This window comes from Kribbella sp. NBC_00709 (genome assembly GCF_036226565.1).
Lineage (GTDB): Bacteria > Actinomycetota > Actinomycetes > Propionibacteriales > Kribbellaceae > Kribbella.
This window is the reverse complement of the sequence record NZ_CP108996.1, coordinates 896,986-915,263: the sequence shown is the minus strand read 5'-3', so window position 1 is coordinate 915,263 and position 18,278 is coordinate 896,986. Positions and strand designations below refer to the sequence as shown.

Here is an 18,278-nt window from a genome sequence, read left to right as displayed (position 1 = left end):
ACGGCGCGCGACCGCGTGCGCTTGTCGCGGGCCGACGATTGTGATGGCCTGGAGATCCGCGGTTGACCCTCCGGTTACCGGAGGGTGGAAGCTTGTCGCATGACGGCGACGGTGACGGTGGGGGAGTTCTCCCGCCTGACACATCTGAGTGTGAAAACGCTGCACCATTACCACGAGATCGGCCTGCTCGCGCCGGTCTCGGTCGACGCCTCGTCCGGGTATCGGCGCTACAGCACGGGGCAGGTCGAGACGGCGCAGCTGATCCGGAGGCTCCGGGAGCTGCGGATGCCGCTGACCGACGTCCAGGCGGTGGTCGACGCCGGTGACGGCGCGGCGCGGGAGGAGCGGCTGCGGGCGCACCTCGAGCGGATGGAGCAGGAGCTCGCGCATACCCGCGACGTGGTCGTGTCTTTGCGTGAGCTGCTGACGCCGGGCCGGCCCGTGCTCGACGTCGAGTACCGGTTCATCCCGCCGTTCCGAGCGTACGGCGTCCGCGGACAGGTCCTGCGGGACGAGATCGGACCGTGGTGCGAGTTCGCCTTCGGCCGGCTCGGCGAGGTGGCCGGTCACATCCCGGGGACCTCGGGAGCGACGTACAGCGACGAGTTCTTCGCCGACGACAAGGGTGCGGTCGTCGCCTTCCATCCGGTCGCGCCGGACCAGGCGCCGGCCGACGGGGTCGAGCTCGTCGACCTGCCCGGTGGGTACTTCGCGATCGCCGTCCACGCCGGTCCGATGGCCGACTTCGACCGTACCTACGGCGCGTTGGGCAGCCATGTCGCGGAGTACTGCGAGGTCGCACCCGGACCGATCCGTGAGCTCTACCACATCAGCCCGGGCGACGTACCCGATGAGTCCGACTACCGAACCGAAGTCTGCTGGCCGATCCAGCGGATCCCTGCACCGAAAGGCTGAACGATGTCCGTATCCCTTGAAAGCATCGCCTTCGACTGCGCCGACGCGGCGACCCTGGCCACCTTCTGGGCCGGCGTGCTGTCGACCGAGGTCGATGCTGATGGCAACCAGTTCTTCGCCACCGTGAACCGGGCCGCGGCCGGTCCGACGCTGATGTTCCTGCAGGTTCCCGAGCCGCGCAACGGCAAGAACCGCCTGCACGTCGACCTGGCTGCCACCGACTGGGCCGCCGAGGTGGACCGCATCGTCGGCCTGGGCGCCAAGCGCGTCGACGAGCACAACGAGTACGGCACGCACTGGATCACGCTCGCCGACCCGGAAGGCAACGTCTTCGACGTCGCCGAGCACTAGTCGAGCTGGTCCATCTGGTCCAGGTGCGCCTCGAGGGCGTCGAGGCGGTTGCGCCACAGGTCGCGGTACGGCTCCAGCCAGGCGTCGATCTCGGCGAGCGGCGCCGGGCGGAGCCGGTACCAGCGGCGTTGCGCGTCGTGGCGGACCTCCACCAGGCCGGCGTCGCGCAGGACCTTCAGATGTTTCGACACCGCGGGCTGGCTGAGCGACAGCGCGTCGACAAGCTCGCCGACCGGCCGCTCACCGGCTCGCAGCAGGTCGAGGATGTCCCGCCGCCGAGGCTCCGCCAGCACCTCGAACGTAGTTGCCATACCAGGAATATAACCCGATTCCTCACTTTCCACGCCGACCTGGAAGCGCCACGGCGCCGGCCGATGCGGCGGCGGTGATCCCGATCGCCGTCCAGAACGCGGCCGGGAACGATCCGCGCTGCAGGATCACCGCGAGTACGGCGGTCCCGAGCGAGCCGCCGATCTGCTGCAGGATCCGCGTCCCGGTCGTCGCGGCGGCGTACTCCGTTTTCGGCAGCGTCGCGTACGTCGCCGTGATGGATGGCAGCAGGGAGGCGGTCAGCCCGACTCCTCGCACGACGAGCGCGAGTGCCAGCAGCATGATCGGCGTACTCGGGCCGGCGATCGCGAACGGTACCGTGCCCGCGACAGCGAGGGTCAGACCGATCAGCATGATGATCCGGGTCGCGCCGGTCCGGTCGAGGATCCGGCCGACGAACAGGGTGCCGATGATCGCGCCGACGCCCTGCGGCGCCAGCAGCAGTCCGGCTTCGAGCGGGCTCGCCCCGCGCAGCTGCTGGTAGTACAGCGGCAGCAGCAACATGGCGCCGAACAGCGATCCGCCGAAGATGAACACCAGTAGGGCGCCCGCGCTGAAGGATCGGTCGCGGAACAGCCGCAGGTCGAACAGGGGGGTCGCAGCCCGCCGCGCGTGAACGCCGTACCCGATGAGCAGCGGCCGTGATCGCCGACTATCTCCGGGCCTGTGATGAGCGGGGCCTGCTACGAGTTCCCGATCCTGACCTGACTACTCGGCAGCTGACCTATCTGGCCCTCGCTGACGGACGGGTGGCAACGTTGCAGGGGACCGAGCCGTTGGCGAAGGCCGAGCGGCATCGGATCGCCCATGAGGCCGCCGATCTGATCGTGCGGGCCCATCGCCCTTAGGGCGCGTGGCCGAAGGTGGCGGTGAAGGCTTCGCGGAAGAGGCCCGGCAGGTCGGGCTTGCCGTCGTCGGCTGCCCAGCGGAGCAAGGCGATGTGAGTTACTCCGAGTACGGCGCTCGCGGCGGCGCTGGCGGCGTACTCGAGGGTCGGGTCGTCGGCGCAGATGGCCCTGACGAACGCGTCCTGGAGGCGGAACTGGCTGTCCAGGTGGCGGGCCTGTAGGGCTGGGGTCGAGATCATCAGTTGGAGACGGACGAGGAGTAGGTCCGTGTTCGCCTGTTCGAGGGTGGCCAGTACGGCGCGGCCGATGCGGTCGGTGAGTGAACCGGTTGACGGGAGTTCCGCGATCGATGCCGCGGCCTGCTCGTCGAAGTCGTCGTACAGGACGAGGTCTTCCTTGGTGGGGAAGTTCCGGTAGACCGTCATCGCCGAGACGCCGGCCGCGTCGGCGACCTCGTTGACCGTGGTCGCGTCGTACCCCTGCCCGCTGAACAGGCGCAGGGCCTGCCGCTGGATGCGTTGCCGGGTGTCGGCGCGCTGGCGGTCCCTCAAGCTCATGTGGTAGATACTAACAACATGATAGTTTCTAACATGAACGAGCGGGTTGCGTTGGTGACGGGTGCGTCCCGCGGTATCGGGCGAGCGATCGCGGAGCGGCTGGCTGCGGCGGGGGCCGAGGTGGCGGTGCACTACAACCAGGACAAGGCCGGCGCCGAGGAGACGCTCGAGCGGATCGGTGGTCGCGGGTTCGTGATCGGGGTCGAGCTCGGCGTGCCGGGAGATGCCGACGCGGTGGTCGGGCAGCTCATGGCCGGTTTGTCCGGACGATCACTTGATGTATTGGTGAACAATGCTGCAGCGCAGCCGACCGGTCCGATCGGCACGGATACGGAAGTGGTGTTCGATCGGCTGATGGCGGTGAACGTGCGCGCGCCGTACTTCCTGATCCAGCGGCTGTTACCGGTCCTGGCCGACGGCGGCCGGATCATCTCGGTCTCGTCGGTCGCGACCCGGATGGCGAACCCGGCGCAGACCTCGTTCGCGATGACCAAAGGTGCGGTCGAGACGATGACCCGCACGCTGGCGCAGGAGCTGGGCCGGCGAAGCATCACCGTCAACGCGGTGGCGCCCGGCGCGACCCGGACCGAAGCGAACGGTGCGATCTTCGAGACTCCGGGACTGACGGAGCTGATCGTCGGTCACACCGCGCTCGGCCGGCTGGGCAGCGGTGACGATGTCGCCGAGGTGGTCGCGTTCCTCGCGTCCCCCACGGCGCGATGGATCACGGGCCAGGTGCTGGACGCGTCGGGCGGCCTACACCTCGGAGTCGGCTGATCCGGTGTCGGCTGATTCGGTGTCGAGGAAGAGGTGGACGGCGGCGTGGGTGCGCAGCGCCGTACCGGGGTAGTCGGGCCCGATCGGCTGGGTCAACGTGTCGTGGACGGCCTGTCGCTTGACGGATCCAGGCACTGATCCGATCAGTGCGTGCGCATTCAGCAGCCGCGGGATCGTCACCGTGACGGCATGCGTGGGTACGTCGTCCATCGTGGCGAAATTGCCTTCGTCGACCTGCTGGCGGCGACTGGTCTCGTCGAGAGCGACGATCTTCGCGGCGCGGGATTCGCCGAAGTCGGCCGGCGGGTCGTTGAAGGCGAGGTGGCCGTTGACGCCCAGCCCGAACAGGACGAGGTCGAACGGGTCGTCGCCCATCAGCTCCGCGTAGGGCTCGGGACCCGATTCCGGGGCGAGCGGGTGGAAGGTTGCCTGCGGCACCTGGTCGAGGAAGTTCCGGTGCAGCCAGTTCCGGAACGACTGCGGGGCGTCGGGCGGCAGTCCGACGTACTCGTCCATGTGGAAGCACTCGACCCGGCTCCAGTCGAGGTCCGGCTCCACGGCGAGCGCTGCCAGCGTCGCGGTCTGACTCGGTGCGGCGGCCAGCATGATCCGCGCCCGTCCGTTCGCCGCGATCGCCTTGCGGAGATGCTCCGCGGCCGCGGTGGCGGCGGCGCGGCCGAGGTCCGCACGCGTCGGGTAGGTGCTGACCTGCGGAGCGTGCTCGACTGTCATGAAGGCCCTTCCTGGCGGCGGGTGTCGTTGGCAAAGGCTCGCACAACCGGGGGTTTTCCCCCGGTCGGTACGGTGGGTGGCCAGACCCGGAGACGGCGGTTGGCTCCAGTGTGTAGGTAGTGTCCGCGGGCCTAGCGTCGCATCCATGATCACGACGACGAATCAGGTGATGATGACCGCGCTGCAGGCGACGCAGGAGCCGACCGGTGGAGTGGCCGGGTGGGCGATCGATCTGATGGAGCGGCTGGGGCCGGCGGGCGCCGGGCTGGCGGTCGCGCTCGAGAATCTCTTCCCGCCGTTGCCTAGCGAGGTGATCCTGCCGCTGGCCGGCTTCGCGGCGGCCCGCGGTGACCTCGGGCTGCTCAGTGCGATCTTGTTCACCACGCTGGGGTCCGTCGTCGGTGCGCTCGCCCTGTACGGCGTGGGCCGGTTGCTCGGGCGGGATCGGACCAGGGCGATCGCCGGGAAGCTGCCGTTGGTGAAGGTGGCCGATGTCGACAAGGCCGAGGAGTGGTTCCTGCGGCACGGCCCCAAGGCGGTGCTGATCGGGCGGCTCGTCCCGGTCGTGCGGAGCCTGATCTCGGTGCCGGCCGGGGTGGAGCGGATGCGGGTCGCGCTGTTCCTGCCGCTGACCGCGATCGGGAGCCTGGTGTGGAACTCGTTGCTGATCCTGGCCGGGTATCAGCTCGGTGAGCGGTGGCATCTGGTCGAGTCGTCGGTCGGGGTGTTCCAGAAGCTGGTGATCGCCGGCGCGGTCGCGGCCGTGGCCTGGTTCGTGGTCGTGAAGCTGCGCGGGCGTTCAGATCCTGAGAAAGTCCAGTAGCGGGCTCGACTTTGACTACGCTCGAGGTATCACTGCCGATGCCTCAGGAGTTGGGTCAGATGCCCTCAGTCGCGTTCGAGTCGCAGGTTGCGCCCGAAGGTCCGCCCGTCTGGCCGCAGTCCGTGGTCACGGTGGTCGGCAATCCGCGGGCAGGTTCGCGGACGGCGGCCGCGGCGGCGTCGGTCGCGGAGTTGCTCGCCTCCGAGCTCGGTACGCCGTACCGGATCGACGAGCTGATCGACCTGGTGACGTTCGCGCCGGCGATCTTCCAGGGTGATCGCGCCGGCGACGAGGATCGTGCGGCGCTGGAGAGCGCGGTCGACCTGGTGTCGTCGGCGTCGGTGATCGTGGTCGCGACCCCGGTGTACAAGGGCAGCTACACCGGTCTGCTGAAGAGCTTCCTCGACGTACTGCGGCCGGCGGCGCTGGCGGGATCGGTCGTCGTACCGGTGACCGTGTCCGCGGCGCCGAGCCACAAGCTGCTCGCGGATCAGCATCTCCGCCCGGTCCTCGCGGAGCTCGGCGCGAGCGTGCCGGTGCCCGGCGTGATCCTGGAGGAGCGGGACCTCGAGGATCTGCAGGTCGTCCTGTCCGGCTGGATCCGCGACAACGCAGGCATCGTCCAGGCCACCACGATCGCCCTCCAACCCGTGGCCGCACCAACCCCTGCCCGATAGCGCAAGCCCACCGGGCAACCGAGGCCGGGCCGGCGGCGCGGTTCGTGCAGGCTGAGGTGTACGACGTGGCTGATGTGCTGGAGCCTGCGTCGTACGACGTGGTGGTGGCGACGTACGGGGTTCTGGTGTGGTTGCCGGATCTCGACGAGTTCGCCCGGTTGGCGGCGCGGATGCTGCGGCCTTCGGATCGTCAGGTTGGACGAGCTGCCGGTAGACCTGCGGCAGCGGACCCCCGAGATGGTGCAGGACGCCGATGGGTTGTAGCGCCTGCCCGGAGATCCGCTGCCGTTGTTTGCTGATCTGCCTCGCGGTGAAGGCCTAGTCGGTGTAGGTGGGCTGGGTGGGGGCGTGGCGGAGGGTTGTGATTGCGGGGACGAGGGTTGAGCCGAAGGTGAGAAGGGTGGCGGCGCCGACGATGACCCCGTAGATCCAGAGGGGTCCGGTGGGGAAGGCGCTGGTGGAGACCTTGGCCGAGAACGGCATCAGGCAGGCCAGGGCTATCGCGGTGCCCAGCGTGACGCCGGCGAGCGTGATCAGCGTGCTTTCGGTCCACAGCATGCGCAGGACCTGGAAGCGGGTCGAGCCGGTCAGGCGCTGGAGGGCGAACTCGCGGCGGCGGCGCAGTGTCGACGATACGAGCGTGTTGACGACCGAGACCGCGGTGTAGGCGATCAGCATTCCGACGAGCATGTAGTTGACCCACGCCTGCGTCTGCAGATCCTCCGCGTTCGCGGAGACCAGAGTGCTGCGGTCGGAGACCTGGACGCTCGGATGTGCAGCGGCGAGCTTCGCCAGCCCCGGTCGTACGTCGGCACCCGGTGCGGCGCGGACGAGGATCTGCTTGGTCAGGCCGTCCGTGGTGTGCGCGGCCACCAGCGACGCGGGCATGATGATCGTCTCGTACCCACGTTCCGCCGCGAACGTCGCAACCACCCGCAGCTTCACCGTGGTCCCGTCGCCCAGCGTCATCGTGACATCCGACCCGACGCCCTGGCCGGTCTTGGTGGCCATGTAGTCCGGGATCGCGATGGTCGACCCGGTCAGTCCGGTGAGCGATCCGCTCGTCAACCGGACCGGCGCCGTACCGTCCGCGCCCTGGGCGTCCACGCCGATCACAGGTGCACCGTCCTCGTCGAACGGCGCGTTGCGCGGCTCGTCGACGGCGCCGATGCTCCGGACGTACGCCGACGCGCTCGCGACCCCAGGTACGGCGCGCACCTGCTGGAGCAGGGCCGGCGAGAGACCGGCGTCCGAGACGAGTACGGCGTCTGCGCGCAGATCCCGCGTGAACGCTTCGGAGGAAGCGTGGACCTGGGTCGTCTGCATGTACAGGTTGGCGGTGGAGATGCCGACGGCAAGCATCACCGGCATCACGGCGGCCGACATCGCGACCGAACGCGCCGACAGGTTCCGGATCGCGAGGCGACCGTTGACCCGCGTCAGCGCCTGCACCGGCCAGCGCCAGAACGCCAGCACGACCTTGGTCCAGAACGGGCCGAGCAGCGCGACACCGATGGCCCAGCAGAGGATCGACGGACCCGCGGTCGAGGCGGCCAGCGGTCCGCTCATCACCGTCGCGGTGACGATCAGGAGCGCGAGCCCACCACCGAGGAACAGCAGGCCGAACAGCAGCCGGATCCAGCCGAACCATTTCCGCTGCAGCGACGCCTCGGCCAACGCCTCGACCGGGCGGATCTTGGCCGACTTCCGGGCCGCGATGAGCGCCGCACCGACGGCCGCGAGTACGGCGGCGCCGGCTCCGGCCGCGAACGGGATCAGGCCCTGCGAGAACTCGATCACCGGCGACGCGACCCCGTGCGTGCTGAGCTGGTCGAACAGGAACCGGCCGAGGAAGATCCCCGGGACGGCCCCGACGGCAACGGCCGGCAGTGAGACGAGGAGTGCCTCGCCGAGGATCATCCGCCGGACCTGACCGGGCGTCGTACCGATCCCGCGGAGGAGTGCGAACTCGCGCTCGCGGTGCTGTGCTGCCAGGGCCAGTGTGGATGCGACCACGAACATCATCGTCATGGCCGCGATGCCGCCGAAGGAGCCGGCGACGGCGATCAAGGCGGTCTTGCGCGACTCGGCGTCCGGGTGCTCGGCCAGGCCGCGGTCGACGCCGGCGCGGACGGTCAGGTTGCCGTCCACCTTCTCCAGGCTCTTCCGCACGTCGCCGAGGTTGGTGCCGGAGGCAACTTGTACGCCGACGTCGGCGTACCGGGCCGGGTTGCGGACGAGCTGGGCGGCCTCGTCGTCGGAGAAGAAGGCGTGACCGGATGCTTGCGGGGCGATCCCGCTGATGGTGAAGGTCTTCGGTTCGCCGTTGATCAGGAGGGTGAGGTGATGGCCTACCTTGCCGGACGCAACCACTACCTGACCGGATCGCGGCGCGTGCCCAGTAGTCAGGTGATAGGGGGCAAGGGCGGCGCTGGACCAGTTGTGGCCCTCAGCAACCGATTGACCAACGGCGGTGAAGGTGTAGTCGCCAACTGCGGACGAAACGCCTTGTACAGAACGGATCTTGGCGAGCATGTCGACAGGTACGCCGACGCGCTCCGGCAGGGGAGTGGCGTCTTCGGCGCCCGGGCGGAGGTGGGACTGCTTGCCGGTGACAACGAGGGAGGTGCCGGCGAGGCGTTGCGGGTCGACGTTGGAGCGGATGCCCGTCTCCATCAGTCCGCCGCAGGCCATCACGATCGCCGTACCGAAGACGACCGCGACGAACGTGGCGATGAATCCGCTCTTGCGGTGACGCAAGCTGCGGATGGCCTGGCGCATCATCCCGCCACCACCTGGAGGGTGGACCGTGCGCCGAGGTGAGTCATCCGGTCGGCGACCTGCTCAGCCGTCGGAGCGGACAGGCTGCCGGCCAGTACGCCGTCGGCCAGGAAGACGACCTGGTCGGCGTACGACGCCGCGACCGGATCGTGGGTGACCATCACGACCGTCTGCCCTTGCGTGCGGACGGGCTCGCGCAGCAGCTCGAGTACGTCGGCCGCGGTCTGGGTGTCGAGCGCGCCGGTGGGCTCGTCGGCGAAGATCACCGCCGGACGGGCGACGAGTGCGCGGGCGATCGCGACGCGCTGCTGCTGGCCGCCGGACAACTCACCCGGGCGGCTCTTGTACTTGTCGCCCAGACCGACCCGATCCAGGACCGCGCGGACCGCGGCCTTGTTCACGCGCCGGCCGTCGAGCTCCTGCGGCAGGCAGACGTTCTGCCAGACGGTCAGGGCCGGAAGCAGGTTGAACGACTGGAACACGAATCCGATCCGCTCGCGGCGGAGCTCGGTCAGCTTGCGCTCGTTCATCCCGGCCAGCGGTAAGCCGTCGATCAGCACGCTGCCGGACGTCGGCCGGTCGAGCCCGGCCGCGCAGTGCAGGAACGTGCTCTTGCCGGACCCGGACGGACCCATCACCGCGGTGAAGGTGCCGGGGGCGAATTTCATCGAGATCCCGTTGAGGGCGGTGACGGCGTTCCCGCCACGGCCGTAGACCCGTCGTACGTCGTGCAGGACGACCGAGTATCCGGTCCCGTCGACTGCTTCCTGCTTCGGCTTTCTCATGCCGCCGACGCTACGGAGCCACGGCGTACCGACCCATGGTGCTGGACCACCGTACGGGGTGGGTGAAACTCCACCCCCGCTGTCGCAACGTCCGAAGAAGTGAGGGCTCTTGGGGCTCAGATCTTCGGACGTAACGGGGTCAGGAGCGGAGGAGGGCTCGTAGGCCGGCCTTGTAGGTGGCCGGGGTGATGTCGCCGATCAGGAGCCGCTGCAGGACGAAACCGGGGACCATGCTGAACATGACCTGGGCGACGTGCTCGGGATCGACGTCCGGGTCGAGGGTGCCGTCCGTCTGCGCGCGGCGGGCGATCACCACGAAATGGTTGCGGAGCTGGCAGTACTTGCCCTTCGCGACGTCGCGGATCGAGTCGTTGCGCAGCGACTCGGCCCACGCCTGGACCGCGACCCGGGTGACGTCACCGCCGGGAGCCTCGGCGACCTTCACCACGTGCTCGATGGTCGCCTCGAGCGCGGCCAGCGGGGTCAGCGGCCGCTCGGAGGCGAGGATCTTCTCGAAGAGATCGTCGATCGTGCTGAGGGCGTCCTCGGCGATCGCCCCGACGATCTCCTCCTTGCTCTTGAAGTAGCCGTAGACGGCACCCGCGGACAGTCCGGACTCGCGGATCACGTCGGCCATCGTCGTCTTGTGGAACCCGTCCTCGATCACGCAGGTGCGGGCCGCCGCGACGATCTGCGCGCGGCGGGCCAGGCGGTGCTCCTCGGTGACCTTCGGCACGCTCGAAACATAAAACGAATGTCCGTTCTTGACAAGTCGCCGGACCATCGGCCACGCTCGAACTTATAAAGAACGATCATTCGGTTTTCTTGCTGAAGGAGTCCCGCCATGACCACTGAGGCGCACGCGGCCGAACGTCGCCGGCCGCCCCTGATCGCCGTCATCACGCTGCTGACCGCGGTCCTCACGGTGTTCCTGATCGCCTTCGCCTGGCCGTCCGCGCGGTCCGAGCCTCGGGACATCCCGATCGCGGTCTCCGGTCCGACGCCGGCCGTCGAGCAGGTCAAGGCCCAGCTCGGGCAGGCGATGCCGGACGGCTTCGAGATCACCGCAGTACCGGACCGGCAGGCGGCCGTGCAGCGGATCGAGGACCGGGACGCGTACGGCGCGATCGTGCTCGACTCGGCACAGCCCGAGGTGCTGACGGCATCCGCTGGTGGCCCGGTCGTGGCGCAACTCCTGACGCAACTGGCCGGGAAGATGGGCAGTCAGGCGAAGGTCACGGACATCGTGCCGCTGCCGAAGGACGATCCGCGGGGCGCCGGTCTGGCTGCGGGTGCGCTGCCGCTCGTGCTCGGTGGGATCATCGCGGCCGGTGCGCTGACCCAGTTGGTGCGGTCCGGGGCGAAGCGGATGGTCGGCGCGGTCGCGTTCGCGATCACCGGTGGGCTCGCGCTGGCCGCCGTACTGCAGTACTGGCTCGGCTCGTTCGAGGGCAGCTACCTCGGCAACGCGGGCGTCATCGCGATGTCGATCGGCGCGATCAGCCTCACGCTGCTCGGGCTCGAGTGGCTGATGGGTACGGCGGGACTCGCGCTCGGCGGCGCGACGATGATGCTGCTCGGCAACCCGCTCTCCGGCATGACGAGCGCACCGGAGATGCTGCCGAACGGCTGGAGCACCCTCGGGCAGTTGCTGCCGCCGGGAGCCGCGGGGACGGCGCTACGCTCGGTGAGCTTCTTCGACGGCGCCGGCGCCGCCAGACCACTCGTCGTACTGGCGTGCTGGTTGCTCCTCGGACTGGCGCTGTGTGGACTCGGAGCGCTCCGCGGCCGGGGACGCGCCGTGCAGCCTCGACATGAGGCGTCGGCAGTCGCAGCCTGACAAAGTAGGCGTATGACAGCGCGGTGATCGGATCGTTACACCCCGGTCACCGCGTTCCTGCGTGACTGCCGCGACAACGTTGTCTGTCAAGCATTGACTTCGGCTGTTCAGGGCTCCTACGGTCGCGGGAAAGCCCGCAGGGTTTGGGCCGTGGTACTGGCATGACAACGATTGCCCGAAGGTGGACCTGATGGTGACTAGGAAACGTTTCATGGCAGCGGCCGCCGCGGGCGCGCTGCTGCTGGGGGTCTCGGCCTGTAGTCAAGGTTCGACGACCAAGCAGCCGGACGCCGGCGGCGCGCAGAGCTCCGGGCCCGCGCACATCAAGATCGCGTACCAGCAGTGGGGCCCTGGCGTGGTGATGAAGAACTTCCTCACCGGCGTCAAGAGCGAGTACGAGGCGGCACATCCGGGATCGCAGGTCGAGATCGTTCCGGTCGTGGCCAGCGAGAACGACTACTACACCAAGATCCAGTTGATGATGCGCTCGCCGAACACGGCGCCGGACATCGTCTACGAGGACACCTTCCTGATCAACTCCGACATCACCGCGGGGTACCTGAAGCCGTTGGACGACTACATCGGCAAGTGGGACCAGTGGAGCCAGTTCGAGGACACCGCCAAGGGCGCGGCCAAGGGCCAGGACGGCAAGACCTACGGCGTACCGGACGGCACGGATACTCGGGCCCTCTGGTACAACAAACAGATTTTCGCGAAGGCCGGCCTGCCCGCCGACTGGCAGCCGAAGACGTGGGACGACGTACTCAGCGCGGCACGCACCATCAAGCAGAAGGTGCCGGGCGTGATCCCGTTCAACATGTACTCCGGCAAGCCGATGGGTGAGGCCTCGGCCATGCAGGGCTTCGAGATGCTGCTCTACGGCACCAAGGACACCCTGTACAACTACGACCAGAAGAAGTGGGTCGTCGGCAGCCAGGGCTTCAAGGACTCGCTGAACTTCGTCAAGACCGTCTTCTCCGAGGGCCTGGCCCCGTCGCCGAAGGACGCGCTCAGCCCGAACATGGGCAGCAAGGTCGGCACCGAACTGCTGCCGCAGAGCAAGCTGGCGATCGACCTGGACGGCTCCTGGATCTACGGCAACTGGCTGAAGTCCGGCGCCAAGCCGTGGCCGCAGTGGAGCACGGTGCTCGGTCAGACCGCGATGCCGACGCAGGACGGCAGCGGCAAGGGCAAGGTCAGCCTCTCCGGCGGCTGGACCTGGGCGATCCCGGCCAAGTCGAAGAACCCCGACGCCGCCTGGGACTTCATCAAGACGCTGCAGACCCAGAAGAACGCCGCCAAGTACGCCACCGACGGCGCGCAGATCGCGGTCCGCAAGGACGTCGCCTCCGACGCGGCGTACAAGTCCTCCTCGGCGAGCACCCAGTTCTTCACCGACCTCGTATCGGTCACCGTGTACCGGCCGGCGCTGCCGGAGTACCCGAAGGTCTCGAACGAGATCATCACCGCGATGGAATCGGTGATGACCGGACAGTCCCAGCCCGACGCGGCCGCGAAGAACTACGACCAGGCGGTCGAAGGCATCGTCGGCGGCAAGGACAGTACGACGACACAGAGCACCGGTCAGTAATCTCCCGGCTCGAAGGGATATCTCCCCTGTGACGACGACCGTCGCTCCCACCTCGGCCACCGCTCCCTCCGGTAAGTCCACCGGAGGGAGCGGGAAGCCGAAGGCCGCCAAGCTGGTCCGGATGCTGCCGCTGTCGCCGGCCATCGGACTGATGCTGGTCTTCCTGGCCGGCCCGATCATCTACTGCGTGTACGCCGCGTTCACGAACATGGCGCTCACCGGGCCCGGCGCCGCGAACGTGAAGTTCGTCGGCCTGGACAACTTCCGCAAGGCCTTCTCCAGCGGTGCGTTCACCAACTCGATCTGGCTGACGCTGGTGTTCACGCTGATCTCCGCGATCATCGGCCAGAACACCCTCGGCCTCGGCCTGTCGCTGCTGATGCGGAGGTCCACCAAGGTCGTCCGCAACTTCGTCGGTACGGCGGTGATCGGCGCGTGGGTGCTGCCCGAGATCGTCGCGGCGTACCTGCTGAGCGCGTTCTTCAACGACGACGGCACGCTGAACGTGATGCTGCACGCGGTCGGCCTGCCCGGCCAGGACTGGTTGTACGGGGCACCGATCATCGCGGTGTCACTGGCCAACATCTGGCGCGGTACGGCGTTCTCGATGCTGGTGTACTCCGCGGCGCTCAGCGAGATCCCCAAGGAGATCGAGGAATCCGCCGCGATGGACGGCGCCGGCGGCTGGCGGCGACTGCTGTTCGTCACGCTGCCGATGATCACCCGCGCGATCATGACCAACCTGATGCTGATCACGCTGCAGACGCTGAGCGTCTTCGGCCTGATCTACGCGATGACCCGGGGCGGCCCGGGGACCAAGAGTCAGACGTTGCCGCTGTACATGTACGAGCAGGCGTTCAGCTTCTCCCAGATCGGCTACGGAACCGCGATCGCGCTGGTGATGCTGGCGATCGGCGCGGTCTTCTCGCTGATCTACCTGCGTGGACTGAACTCGGAGGCAGCATGACAGTGTTGAATGCCGCGCTGCCGCGCGGCGGATCACGGGGCTGTAACTCCCGGCCTTCCCTCGTCGCTCCGGTCGCTCCGGTCGCTTCGCTCCCTCCGCTCCTCAGTCCAGGCCGGGAGGCCCCATGATCGCCCGCGACCGGATGAGCAAACTCGCGTCGAACCTGGTGCTGCTGGGCATCGGCGTACTGTTCGTCCTGCCGTTGCTGTGGGTGCTGTTCGCGTCGATCAACCGGACGGCGGGGCTGCGGGTCGAGTTCCCGACGCATCCGACGCTCGGGAACTTCAAAGCGGTGCTGAACACCGACACGACGTACCGTCCCGTTCTGAACGGGATCGTGCTGTGTGGTGGGGCCGCCCTGCTGACGATGATCTGCGCGGTGCTGGCGGCTTATCCGTTGTCGCGGTTCCGGACGCGGTTCAACCGGCCGTTCTTGCTGACGGTTTTGTTCTGCACTGGGCTCCCGATCACTGCGGTGATGGTGCCGGTGTACGGGTTGTTCGTTCAGCTGAACCTGGTGGACACGCTCGGCGGCACGATCATGTTCATGGCGACGAGTGCGTTGCCGTTTGCGATCTGGCTGACGAAGACGTTCATGGACGGCGTACCGCTGTCGCTCGAGGAAGCCGCCTGGGTCGACGGGGCGGGGAACATGCGGGCGTTGTGGGCGATCGTGCTGCCGTTGATGTGGCCGGGGATCGCGGTCGTGCTGATCTTCACGTTCATCGGCATGTGGGGGAACTTCTTCGTCCCCTTCATGCTGCTGTTGTCGCCCGAGCGGTTGCCGGCGTCGGTCAGCATCTTCACGTTCTTCGGCCAGTACGGCGAACCCAACTACGGACAGCTGGCGGCGTACTCCCTCATCTACACAACCCCGGTCCTCCTCCTGTACCTGCTCCTCAGCCGCAAGCTCGGCGGCGCCTTCGCCCTCGGCGGAGCCATCAAGGGCTGATCACACTGCACCAACAGCCGCCGCGAACCAGTCACCACTTCGCGGCGGCTGGCATTTGATGGGTTGACCCATCGAATGGTGGGTTACCCACCCTGAATCCGGGTGGGTAACCCACCATTTCGGTGGTCAGCCCATCAAATTAGCCCCCCGAGCGGAGGGTGGTGGAGCGGGAGCTCATTGCGCGGGCGTGGGGCGCTTGCGACGGCGCGGAGCGACGGGGGAGTTGGAGCGGTCGTCGGCTGCCGGGTGTGGCTGTCAGTTGGTGGTGAGGGTGGTGCGGGTTTGTTTCCAGAAGGCGAGTTTTTGGTCGAAGGGCCAGTCCCACTGGGGGTCGGGGGAGGACTTGGCGTAGCGGTCCAGGGCCAGTGGAGCCAGGGTGGCTGTTGAGTCCGGGGCGCTTTCGGTGACTACGGCCAGGCGGATGACGAAGGTGACCAGGCGGGTGAGCCGGGAGTGATCGTGGGAGGTTTCCAGCTCCTTGAGTTGGGAGCGGAGTTGCTTGATGGTGCGGAGAGCCGCGCGGTGCTCGCCTCGGCCGGGTGCGGAGGTGAGTTCGTCGGCCGGGATGCCGAGGAGTTCGGCGATGCTGTCGTCGGCAGACGCGGTAGAGGACTTGCCGAACATGCGCGGTTTGTCGGCCTGGAGGCGGTCGGCCAGCTGGTCGAGGAGCTCGCCGAGTCCGTGGACCACCTGGGGAAGTGCGCCGTCGGCGGTCCGCCGGCGGTTGGTGGCCAGCGCGGTGACGCGGTCGTGTTCGGCTTCGACCGCAGCGCGCAGCGTCTCGGGCCAGTCGTCCAGCCCGGTCAGCTCTTCCTGCGGCGGCGCTGACGCGTTCAGGTCGCCCGCCTGCAGCGGCTTGGCGCCGGAGCGGGCCGCGTCGATTTCCTGTTCGAGCTTCTTCTGCGGACCCGGAACGATTGAACTCACACGTCCACCCTACGCACCTCCCGGACCGCTGCGATCACATGTCGAGGCGGCGCAGGTTCCAGACGGAGGGGACGACGAGGGTGATGACGGTGATCAGTACGAAGAGCGCGGCGCCGTACAGTTCGACGGCCTTCACGCTGACGACCGCGGCGACGTACCCGACGGTGAGTTGACCCGCGGGGCCGGCGATGAACGAGCCGAGCATGTCGTACGACGAGACGCGGGACAGCTTGTCGAGCGGGACGTGCTGGCCGAGGGCGGTCTCCCAGCTGATGCCGAAGATGTCGAAACCGACGCCGAGGAAGAAGGCCGCGATCGCCATCGCCCAGGTGTACGGCAGGAGCGCGAGGCACAGCATCACGGGGACCGTGAGCAGCATGCCAAGCATACCTGTGCGCAGCGGGTAGCGTGGTTTGAGCCGGAGCATGATGATGCCGCTGGCAACTAGTCCGGCGCCGAAGCAGGCGCTCACGAGACCCCAGCCGGTTCGCCCGAACGTACGGTCCGCGATCACCGGGCCGAGCGTCTGGTAGCAGGCGGTGAAGATCAGGTTGAGCAGGCCGAACGCGAGCACGATCACCCAGATCCACTGCCTGGACACGAACTCGCTCCAGCCGTCGCGCAGGTCGGTCAGCATCGAGGTGGCGGCCCGTTCGATCCGCGGGATCGTCAGGCGGGACAGGAGTACGGCGGCGATCAGGAACGTCGCGCCGTCGACCGCGAGCCCGACCCCCGGACCGGTCAGGCCGACGATCACGCCCGCGACCGCGCCGCCGCCGATCATCGCGCTCGAACGGGCGAAGCCGGCGATCGCGTTCGCCTGCGGGAGTTCGCTGCGATCCACGATCGACGGGAGGATGCCGGTCATCGCGGGCATCACGAACGCGGCCGCGATCCCGTTGAGCGCCTCGATCGCGGCGAGCTGCCAGATGGTCGCGTGCCCCGAGAGTACGAGCGTCGCGGCGAGACCCTGGGTGAGGCCGCTGACCGTGTTCGCGACCACCAGCACGAGGTGGCGGGGGAGCCGGTCGGAGATCACACCACCGATCAGCAGGAAGACGATGTTCGGGATGCTGCGCGCCGCGAGTACGATGCCGACCGCGCTCGCCGAGTCGGACACATCCAGTACTGCGAACACCAGCGCCACGGGCGCGATCGTCGACCCGAGGATCGAGATGAACCGCGCGGACATGAACACCCGCACGTCCCGATGCCGCAGTACGGCCAGATCCTGCCGAAACCCCACTGCGCCCCCCTCCGCCATGCCGAACCTGGTGATCCTATGGTCTGGCGGTCCCGAGTGGCGTGCTGTTTTCGGAGGGCCGAGCGGCCATCCGGATGTCGAGCTCGACCGCCCACTTGGTCCAGCGGACCCGGAGTCGTCACGCCGACTTCGATGTCCATCGGTCCGGCCATGTCGATGGTCGACCGACCGTAACCCGGGTCAGACCGCCGAGTCGTGGCATCTGGCTGGCGTCAGGGCCGGCGAGTCGTGGATCGGGGTCGTCGATTCTCGCCGAATCTCACGACTGGGCGAAACGGGGCGGGCGGCCCGGCGAAGGGCGGGGGCGGGGAGGGGTGGTGACCGGTTGTCCTTCGTTGTCACGGGGTGTGATCAGGGGTTTGCCGTTACCTTGGGGTATTGGTCCTCGATCTGCAGGAGGCTCCGTGAAGATCAACGACGTACTGCGTGGTAAGGGCAACCAGGTCGTCACCATCTCCCCAGACGCCACTGTCACCGAGCTGCTCGCACTGCTGGCCGAGAAGAACATCGGTGCGGTGGTGGTCAGTGCGGACGGGTCGACGGTGTCCGGGATCGTGTCCGAGCGGGACATCGTCCGGCTCTGGAACGGTACGCCGGACGCGGGTGACGTGCGGGTGAGCGCGATCATGACCGCCGAGGTCCGTACTGCGGCACCGGACGACCTGATCGACAACCTGATGCTGCTGATGACCGAGCACCGGATCCGGCACGTCCCGGTCGTTGTCGACGGCAACCTCGCCGGTCTGGTCAGCATCGGCGACGTGGTCAAGTCCCGGATCGGCGAGCTCGAGTTCGAGAGGGAACAACTCTCCAACTACATCAGCAGCTGATCAGTAGGCGGCGAACAGCACGAACATCGCCACCACGAACAGCAGGCCGAGCCCGAGCAGGACTGTGCCGATCAGGCCGCAGATCTGCCCGGCTTGAGCCATGCCCCGGTTGTTGTAGATCCCCGGCGCCGCGTCGATCTCGTCGAGCGCCTGCCGGCCGAGCCACCACGCGACCGGCGAGAGGAACAGGAAGCCGGTGCACAGCGCGATCGCGCCGAGGACCAGCGCGACCGTCGCCTGCGAGTTGTCACGCAGTACGCCGTACGCGGGCAGGTCGACGTACCCGGGCTGCAGCTGGTACTTCGTCGGCTCTGGATACACGGTCTCTCCG

22 protein-coding genes are annotated in these 18,278 nt (G+C 68.0%); 12 read left to right on the top strand and 10 right to left on the bottom strand.

The window, feature by feature from the left end:
* Positions 1-99: 99 nt before the first annotated feature.
* Both OHA18_RS04355 and OHA18_RS04350 read left to right on the top strand, forming a co-directional pair.
* On the top strand, positions 100-915 hold the full coding sequence (locus tag OHA18_RS04355; RefSeq protein WP_329002313.1) for a MerR family transcriptional regulator: 816 nt from the start codon (positions 100-102) through the stop codon (positions 913-915).
* A gap of 3 nt (positions 916-918) precedes the next feature.
* Positions 919-1,266 (top strand): VOC family protein, encoded by a 348-nt coding sequence (locus OHA18_RS04350; protein ID WP_329002311.1) that lies wholly within the window; start codon positions 919-921, stop codon positions 1,264-1,266.
* Here OHA18_RS04350 and OHA18_RS04345 read toward each other — a convergent pair.
* Positions 1,263-1,577, bottom strand: a complete 315-nt coding sequence (locus OHA18_RS04345) for an ArsR/SmtB family transcription factor (protein ID WP_329002310.1) — start codon at positions 1,575-1,577, stop codon at positions 1,263-1,265. The two genes, OHA18_RS04350 and OHA18_RS04345, sit on opposite strands and share 4 nt — an antisense overlap.
* Positions 1,578-1,599: 22 nt before the next feature.
* Positions 1,600-2,133 (bottom strand): MFS transporter, encoded by a 534-nt coding sequence (locus OHA18_RS04340; protein ID WP_329002309.1) that lies wholly within the window; start codon positions 2,131-2,133, stop codon positions 1,600-1,602.
* 104 nt (positions 2,134-2,237) lie between these two features.
* Between OHA18_RS04340 and OHA18_RS04335 the strand changes: the two genes are divergently transcribed.
* On the top strand, positions 2,238-2,444 hold the full coding sequence (locus OHA18_RS04335) for a TetR/AcrR family transcriptional regulator C-terminal domain-containing protein (protein WP_329002308.1): 207 nt from the start codon (positions 2,238-2,240) through the stop codon (positions 2,442-2,444).
* Here the strand turns inward: OHA18_RS04335 and OHA18_RS04330 are convergent.
* Positions 2,441-3,001: a TetR/AcrR family transcriptional regulator gene (locus OHA18_RS04330; protein ID WP_329002306.1), complete on the bottom strand. Its 561-nt coding sequence runs from the start codon at positions 2,999-3,001 to the stop codon at positions 2,441-2,443. The two genes, OHA18_RS04335 and OHA18_RS04330, sit on opposite strands and share 4 nt — an antisense overlap.
* A 33-nt stretch (positions 3,002-3,034) precedes the next feature.
* Here OHA18_RS04330 and OHA18_RS04325 point away from each other — a divergent pair, with 33 nt between their 5' ends.
* Positions 3,035-3,778: an SDR family NAD(P)-dependent oxidoreductase gene (locus OHA18_RS04325; protein ID WP_329002305.1), complete on the top strand. Its 744-nt coding sequence runs from the start codon at positions 3,035-3,037 to the stop codon at positions 3,776-3,778.
* Here the strand turns inward: OHA18_RS04325 and OHA18_RS04320 are convergent.
* Positions 3,758-4,510: a 6-phosphogluconolactonase gene (locus OHA18_RS04320; RefSeq protein WP_329002304.1), complete on the bottom strand. Its 753-nt coding sequence runs from the start codon at positions 4,508-4,510 to the stop codon at positions 3,758-3,760. The two genes, OHA18_RS04325 and OHA18_RS04320, sit on opposite strands and share 21 nt — an antisense overlap.
* A 145-nt stretch (positions 4,511-4,655) precedes the next feature.
* Between OHA18_RS04320 and OHA18_RS04315 the strand changes: the two genes are divergently transcribed.
* Genes OHA18_RS04315 through OHA18_RS43285 form a run of 3 tightly spaced genes read left to right on the top strand, consistent with a single transcriptional unit; the run spans position 4,656 to position 6,309 of the window.
* Positions 4,656-5,333 carry a DedA family protein gene (locus OHA18_RS04315; RefSeq protein ID WP_329002303.1) on the top strand — a complete coding sequence of 226 codons (678 nt, stop codon included), beginning with the start codon at positions 4,656-4,658 and terminating at the stop codon, positions 5,331-5,333.
* Positions 5,334-5,392: 59 nt separating this feature from the next.
* On the top strand, positions 5,393-6,010 hold the full coding sequence (locus OHA18_RS04310) for an NADPH-dependent FMN reductase (protein ID WP_329002302.1): 618 nt from the start codon (positions 5,393-5,395) through the stop codon (positions 6,008-6,010).
* Positions 5,929-6,309, top strand: a complete 381-nt coding sequence (locus tag OHA18_RS43285) for a class I SAM-dependent methyltransferase (RefSeq protein WP_442914410.1) — start codon at positions 5,929-5,931, stop codon at positions 6,307-6,309. Before OHA18_RS04310 ends, OHA18_RS43285 begins: the two co-directional genes overlap by 82 nt.
* A gap of 19 nt (positions 6,310-6,328) precedes the next feature.
* On the opposite strand, the gene OHA18_RS04305 is transcribed toward OHA18_RS43285, so the two are convergent.
* The 3 genes from OHA18_RS04305 to OHA18_RS04295 form a co-directional block, all read right to left on the bottom strand.
* Positions 6,329-8,794 (bottom strand): ABC transporter permease, encoded by a 2,466-nt coding sequence (locus OHA18_RS04305; protein WP_329002301.1) that lies wholly within the window; start codon positions 8,792-8,794, stop codon positions 6,329-6,331.
* Positions 8,791-9,576 (bottom strand): ABC transporter ATP-binding protein, encoded by a 786-nt coding sequence (locus OHA18_RS04300; protein WP_329002300.1) that lies wholly within the window; start codon positions 9,574-9,576, stop codon positions 8,791-8,793. Before OHA18_RS04300 ends, OHA18_RS04305 begins: the two co-directional genes overlap by 4 nt.
* 139 nt (positions 9,577-9,715) lie before the next feature.
* Positions 9,716-10,312: a TetR/AcrR family transcriptional regulator gene (locus tag OHA18_RS04295; protein ID WP_329002298.1), complete on the bottom strand. Its 597-nt coding sequence runs from the start codon at positions 10,310-10,312 to the stop codon at positions 9,716-9,718.
* Between the two features lie 108 nt (positions 10,313-10,420).
* Here OHA18_RS04295 and OHA18_RS04290 point away from each other — a divergent pair, with 108 nt between their 5' ends.
* The 4 genes from OHA18_RS04290 to OHA18_RS04275 all read left to right on the top strand — a co-directional run bounded on the left by OHA18_RS04290 (position 10,421) and on the right by OHA18_RS04275 (position 14,926).
* Positions 10,421-11,416, top strand: coding sequence for a hypothetical protein (locus tag OHA18_RS04290; protein WP_329002296.1), 996 nt, complete (start codon positions 10,421-10,423; stop codon positions 11,414-11,416).
* 190 nt (positions 11,417-11,606) lie between these two features.
* Positions 11,607-13,007, top strand: coding sequence for an extracellular solute-binding protein (locus OHA18_RS04285; protein WP_329002294.1), 1,401 nt, complete (start codon positions 11,607-11,609; stop codon positions 13,005-13,007).
* 28 nt (positions 13,008-13,035) lie between these two features.
* Entirely contained in the window at positions 13,036-13,974 is a 939-nt protein-coding gene (locus tag OHA18_RS04280) for a carbohydrate ABC transporter permease (protein ID WP_329002293.1), read from the top strand.
* Positions 13,975-14,098: 124 nt separating this feature from the next.
* Positions 14,099-14,926, top strand: coding sequence for a carbohydrate ABC transporter permease (locus OHA18_RS04275; RefSeq protein WP_329002292.1), 828 nt, complete (start codon positions 14,099-14,101; stop codon positions 14,924-14,926).
* A 255-nt stretch (positions 14,927-15,181) separates the two neighbouring features.
* Here OHA18_RS04275 and OHA18_RS04270 read toward each other — a convergent pair whose 3' ends face one another.
* Both OHA18_RS04270 and OHA18_RS04265 read right to left on the bottom strand, forming a co-directional pair.
* Positions 15,182-15,853, bottom strand: coding sequence for a hypothetical protein (locus tag OHA18_RS04270; protein ID WP_329002291.1), 672 nt, complete (start codon positions 15,851-15,853; stop codon positions 15,182-15,184).
* 34 nt (positions 15,854-15,887) lie between these two features.
* On the bottom strand, positions 15,888-17,099 hold the full coding sequence (locus OHA18_RS04265) for an MFS transporter (protein WP_329002289.1): 1,212 nt from the start codon (positions 17,097-17,099) through the stop codon (positions 15,888-15,890).
* A gap of 422 nt (positions 17,100-17,521) precedes the next feature.
* On the opposite strand from OHA18_RS04265, the gene OHA18_RS04260 reads away from it, so the two are divergent.
* Positions 17,522-17,947, top strand: a complete 426-nt coding sequence (locus OHA18_RS04260; RefSeq protein ID WP_329002288.1) for a CBS domain-containing protein — start codon at positions 17,522-17,524, stop codon at positions 17,945-17,947.
* Here the strand turns inward: OHA18_RS04260 and OHA18_RS04255 are convergent, their stop codons facing one another.
* The gene (locus OHA18_RS04255) at positions 17,948-18,268 is read right to left on the bottom strand and encodes a DUF4190 domain-containing protein (protein WP_329002287.1); all 321 of its coding nucleotides are present in this window, start codon (positions 18,266-18,268) and stop codon (positions 17,948-17,950) included.
* Positions 18,269-18,278: the final 10 nt, after the last annotated feature.

Bases quoted from the DNA above. Each gene is read 5' to 3' on its own strand.
- OHA18_RS04355 (WP_329002313.1), top strand. From the start codon at position 100: ATGACGGCGACGGTGACGGTGGGGGAGTTCTCCCGCCTGACACATCTG.
- OHA18_RS04350 (WP_329002311.1), top strand. From the start codon at position 919: ATGTCCGTATCCCTTGAAAGCATCGCCTTCGACTGCGCCGACGCGGCG.
- OHA18_RS04345 (WP_329002310.1), bottom strand. From the start codon at position 1,577: ATGGCAACTACGTTCGAGGTGCTGGCGGAGCCTCGGCGGCGGGACATC.
- OHA18_RS04330 (WP_329002306.1), bottom strand. From the start codon at position 3,001: ATGAGCTTGAGGGACCGCCAGCGCGCCGACACCCGGCAACGCATCCAG.
- OHA18_RS04325 (WP_329002305.1), top strand. From the start codon at position 3,035: ATGAACGAGCGGGTTGCGTTGGTGACGGGTGCGTCCCGCGGTATCGGG.
- OHA18_RS04320 (WP_329002304.1), bottom strand. From the start codon at position 4,510: ATGACAGTCGAGCACGCTCCGCAGGTCAGCACCTACCCGACGCGTGCG.
- OHA18_RS04315 (WP_329002303.1), top strand. From the start codon at position 4,656: ATGATCACGACGACGAATCAGGTGATGATGACCGCGCTGCAGGCGACG.
- OHA18_RS04310 (WP_329002302.1), top strand. From the start codon at position 5,393: ATGCCCTCAGTCGCGTTCGAGTCGCAGGTTGCGCCCGAAGGTCCGCCC.
- OHA18_RS04305 (WP_329002301.1), bottom strand. From the start codon at position 8,794: ATGATGCGCCAGGCCATCCGCAGCTTGCGTCACCGCAAGAGCGGATTC.
- OHA18_RS04300 (WP_329002300.1), bottom strand. From the start codon at position 9,576: ATGAGAAAGCCGAAGCAGGAAGCAGTCGACGGGACCGGATACTCGGTC.
- OHA18_RS04290 (WP_329002296.1), top strand. From the start codon at position 10,421: ATGACCACTGAGGCGCACGCGGCCGAACGTCGCCGGCCGCCCCTGATC.
- OHA18_RS04285 (WP_329002294.1), top strand. From the start codon at position 11,607: ATGGTGACTAGGAAACGTTTCATGGCAGCGGCCGCCGCGGGCGCGCTG.
- OHA18_RS04275 (WP_329002292.1), top strand. From the start codon at position 14,099: ATGATCGCCCGCGACCGGATGAGCAAACTCGCGTCGAACCTGGTGCTG.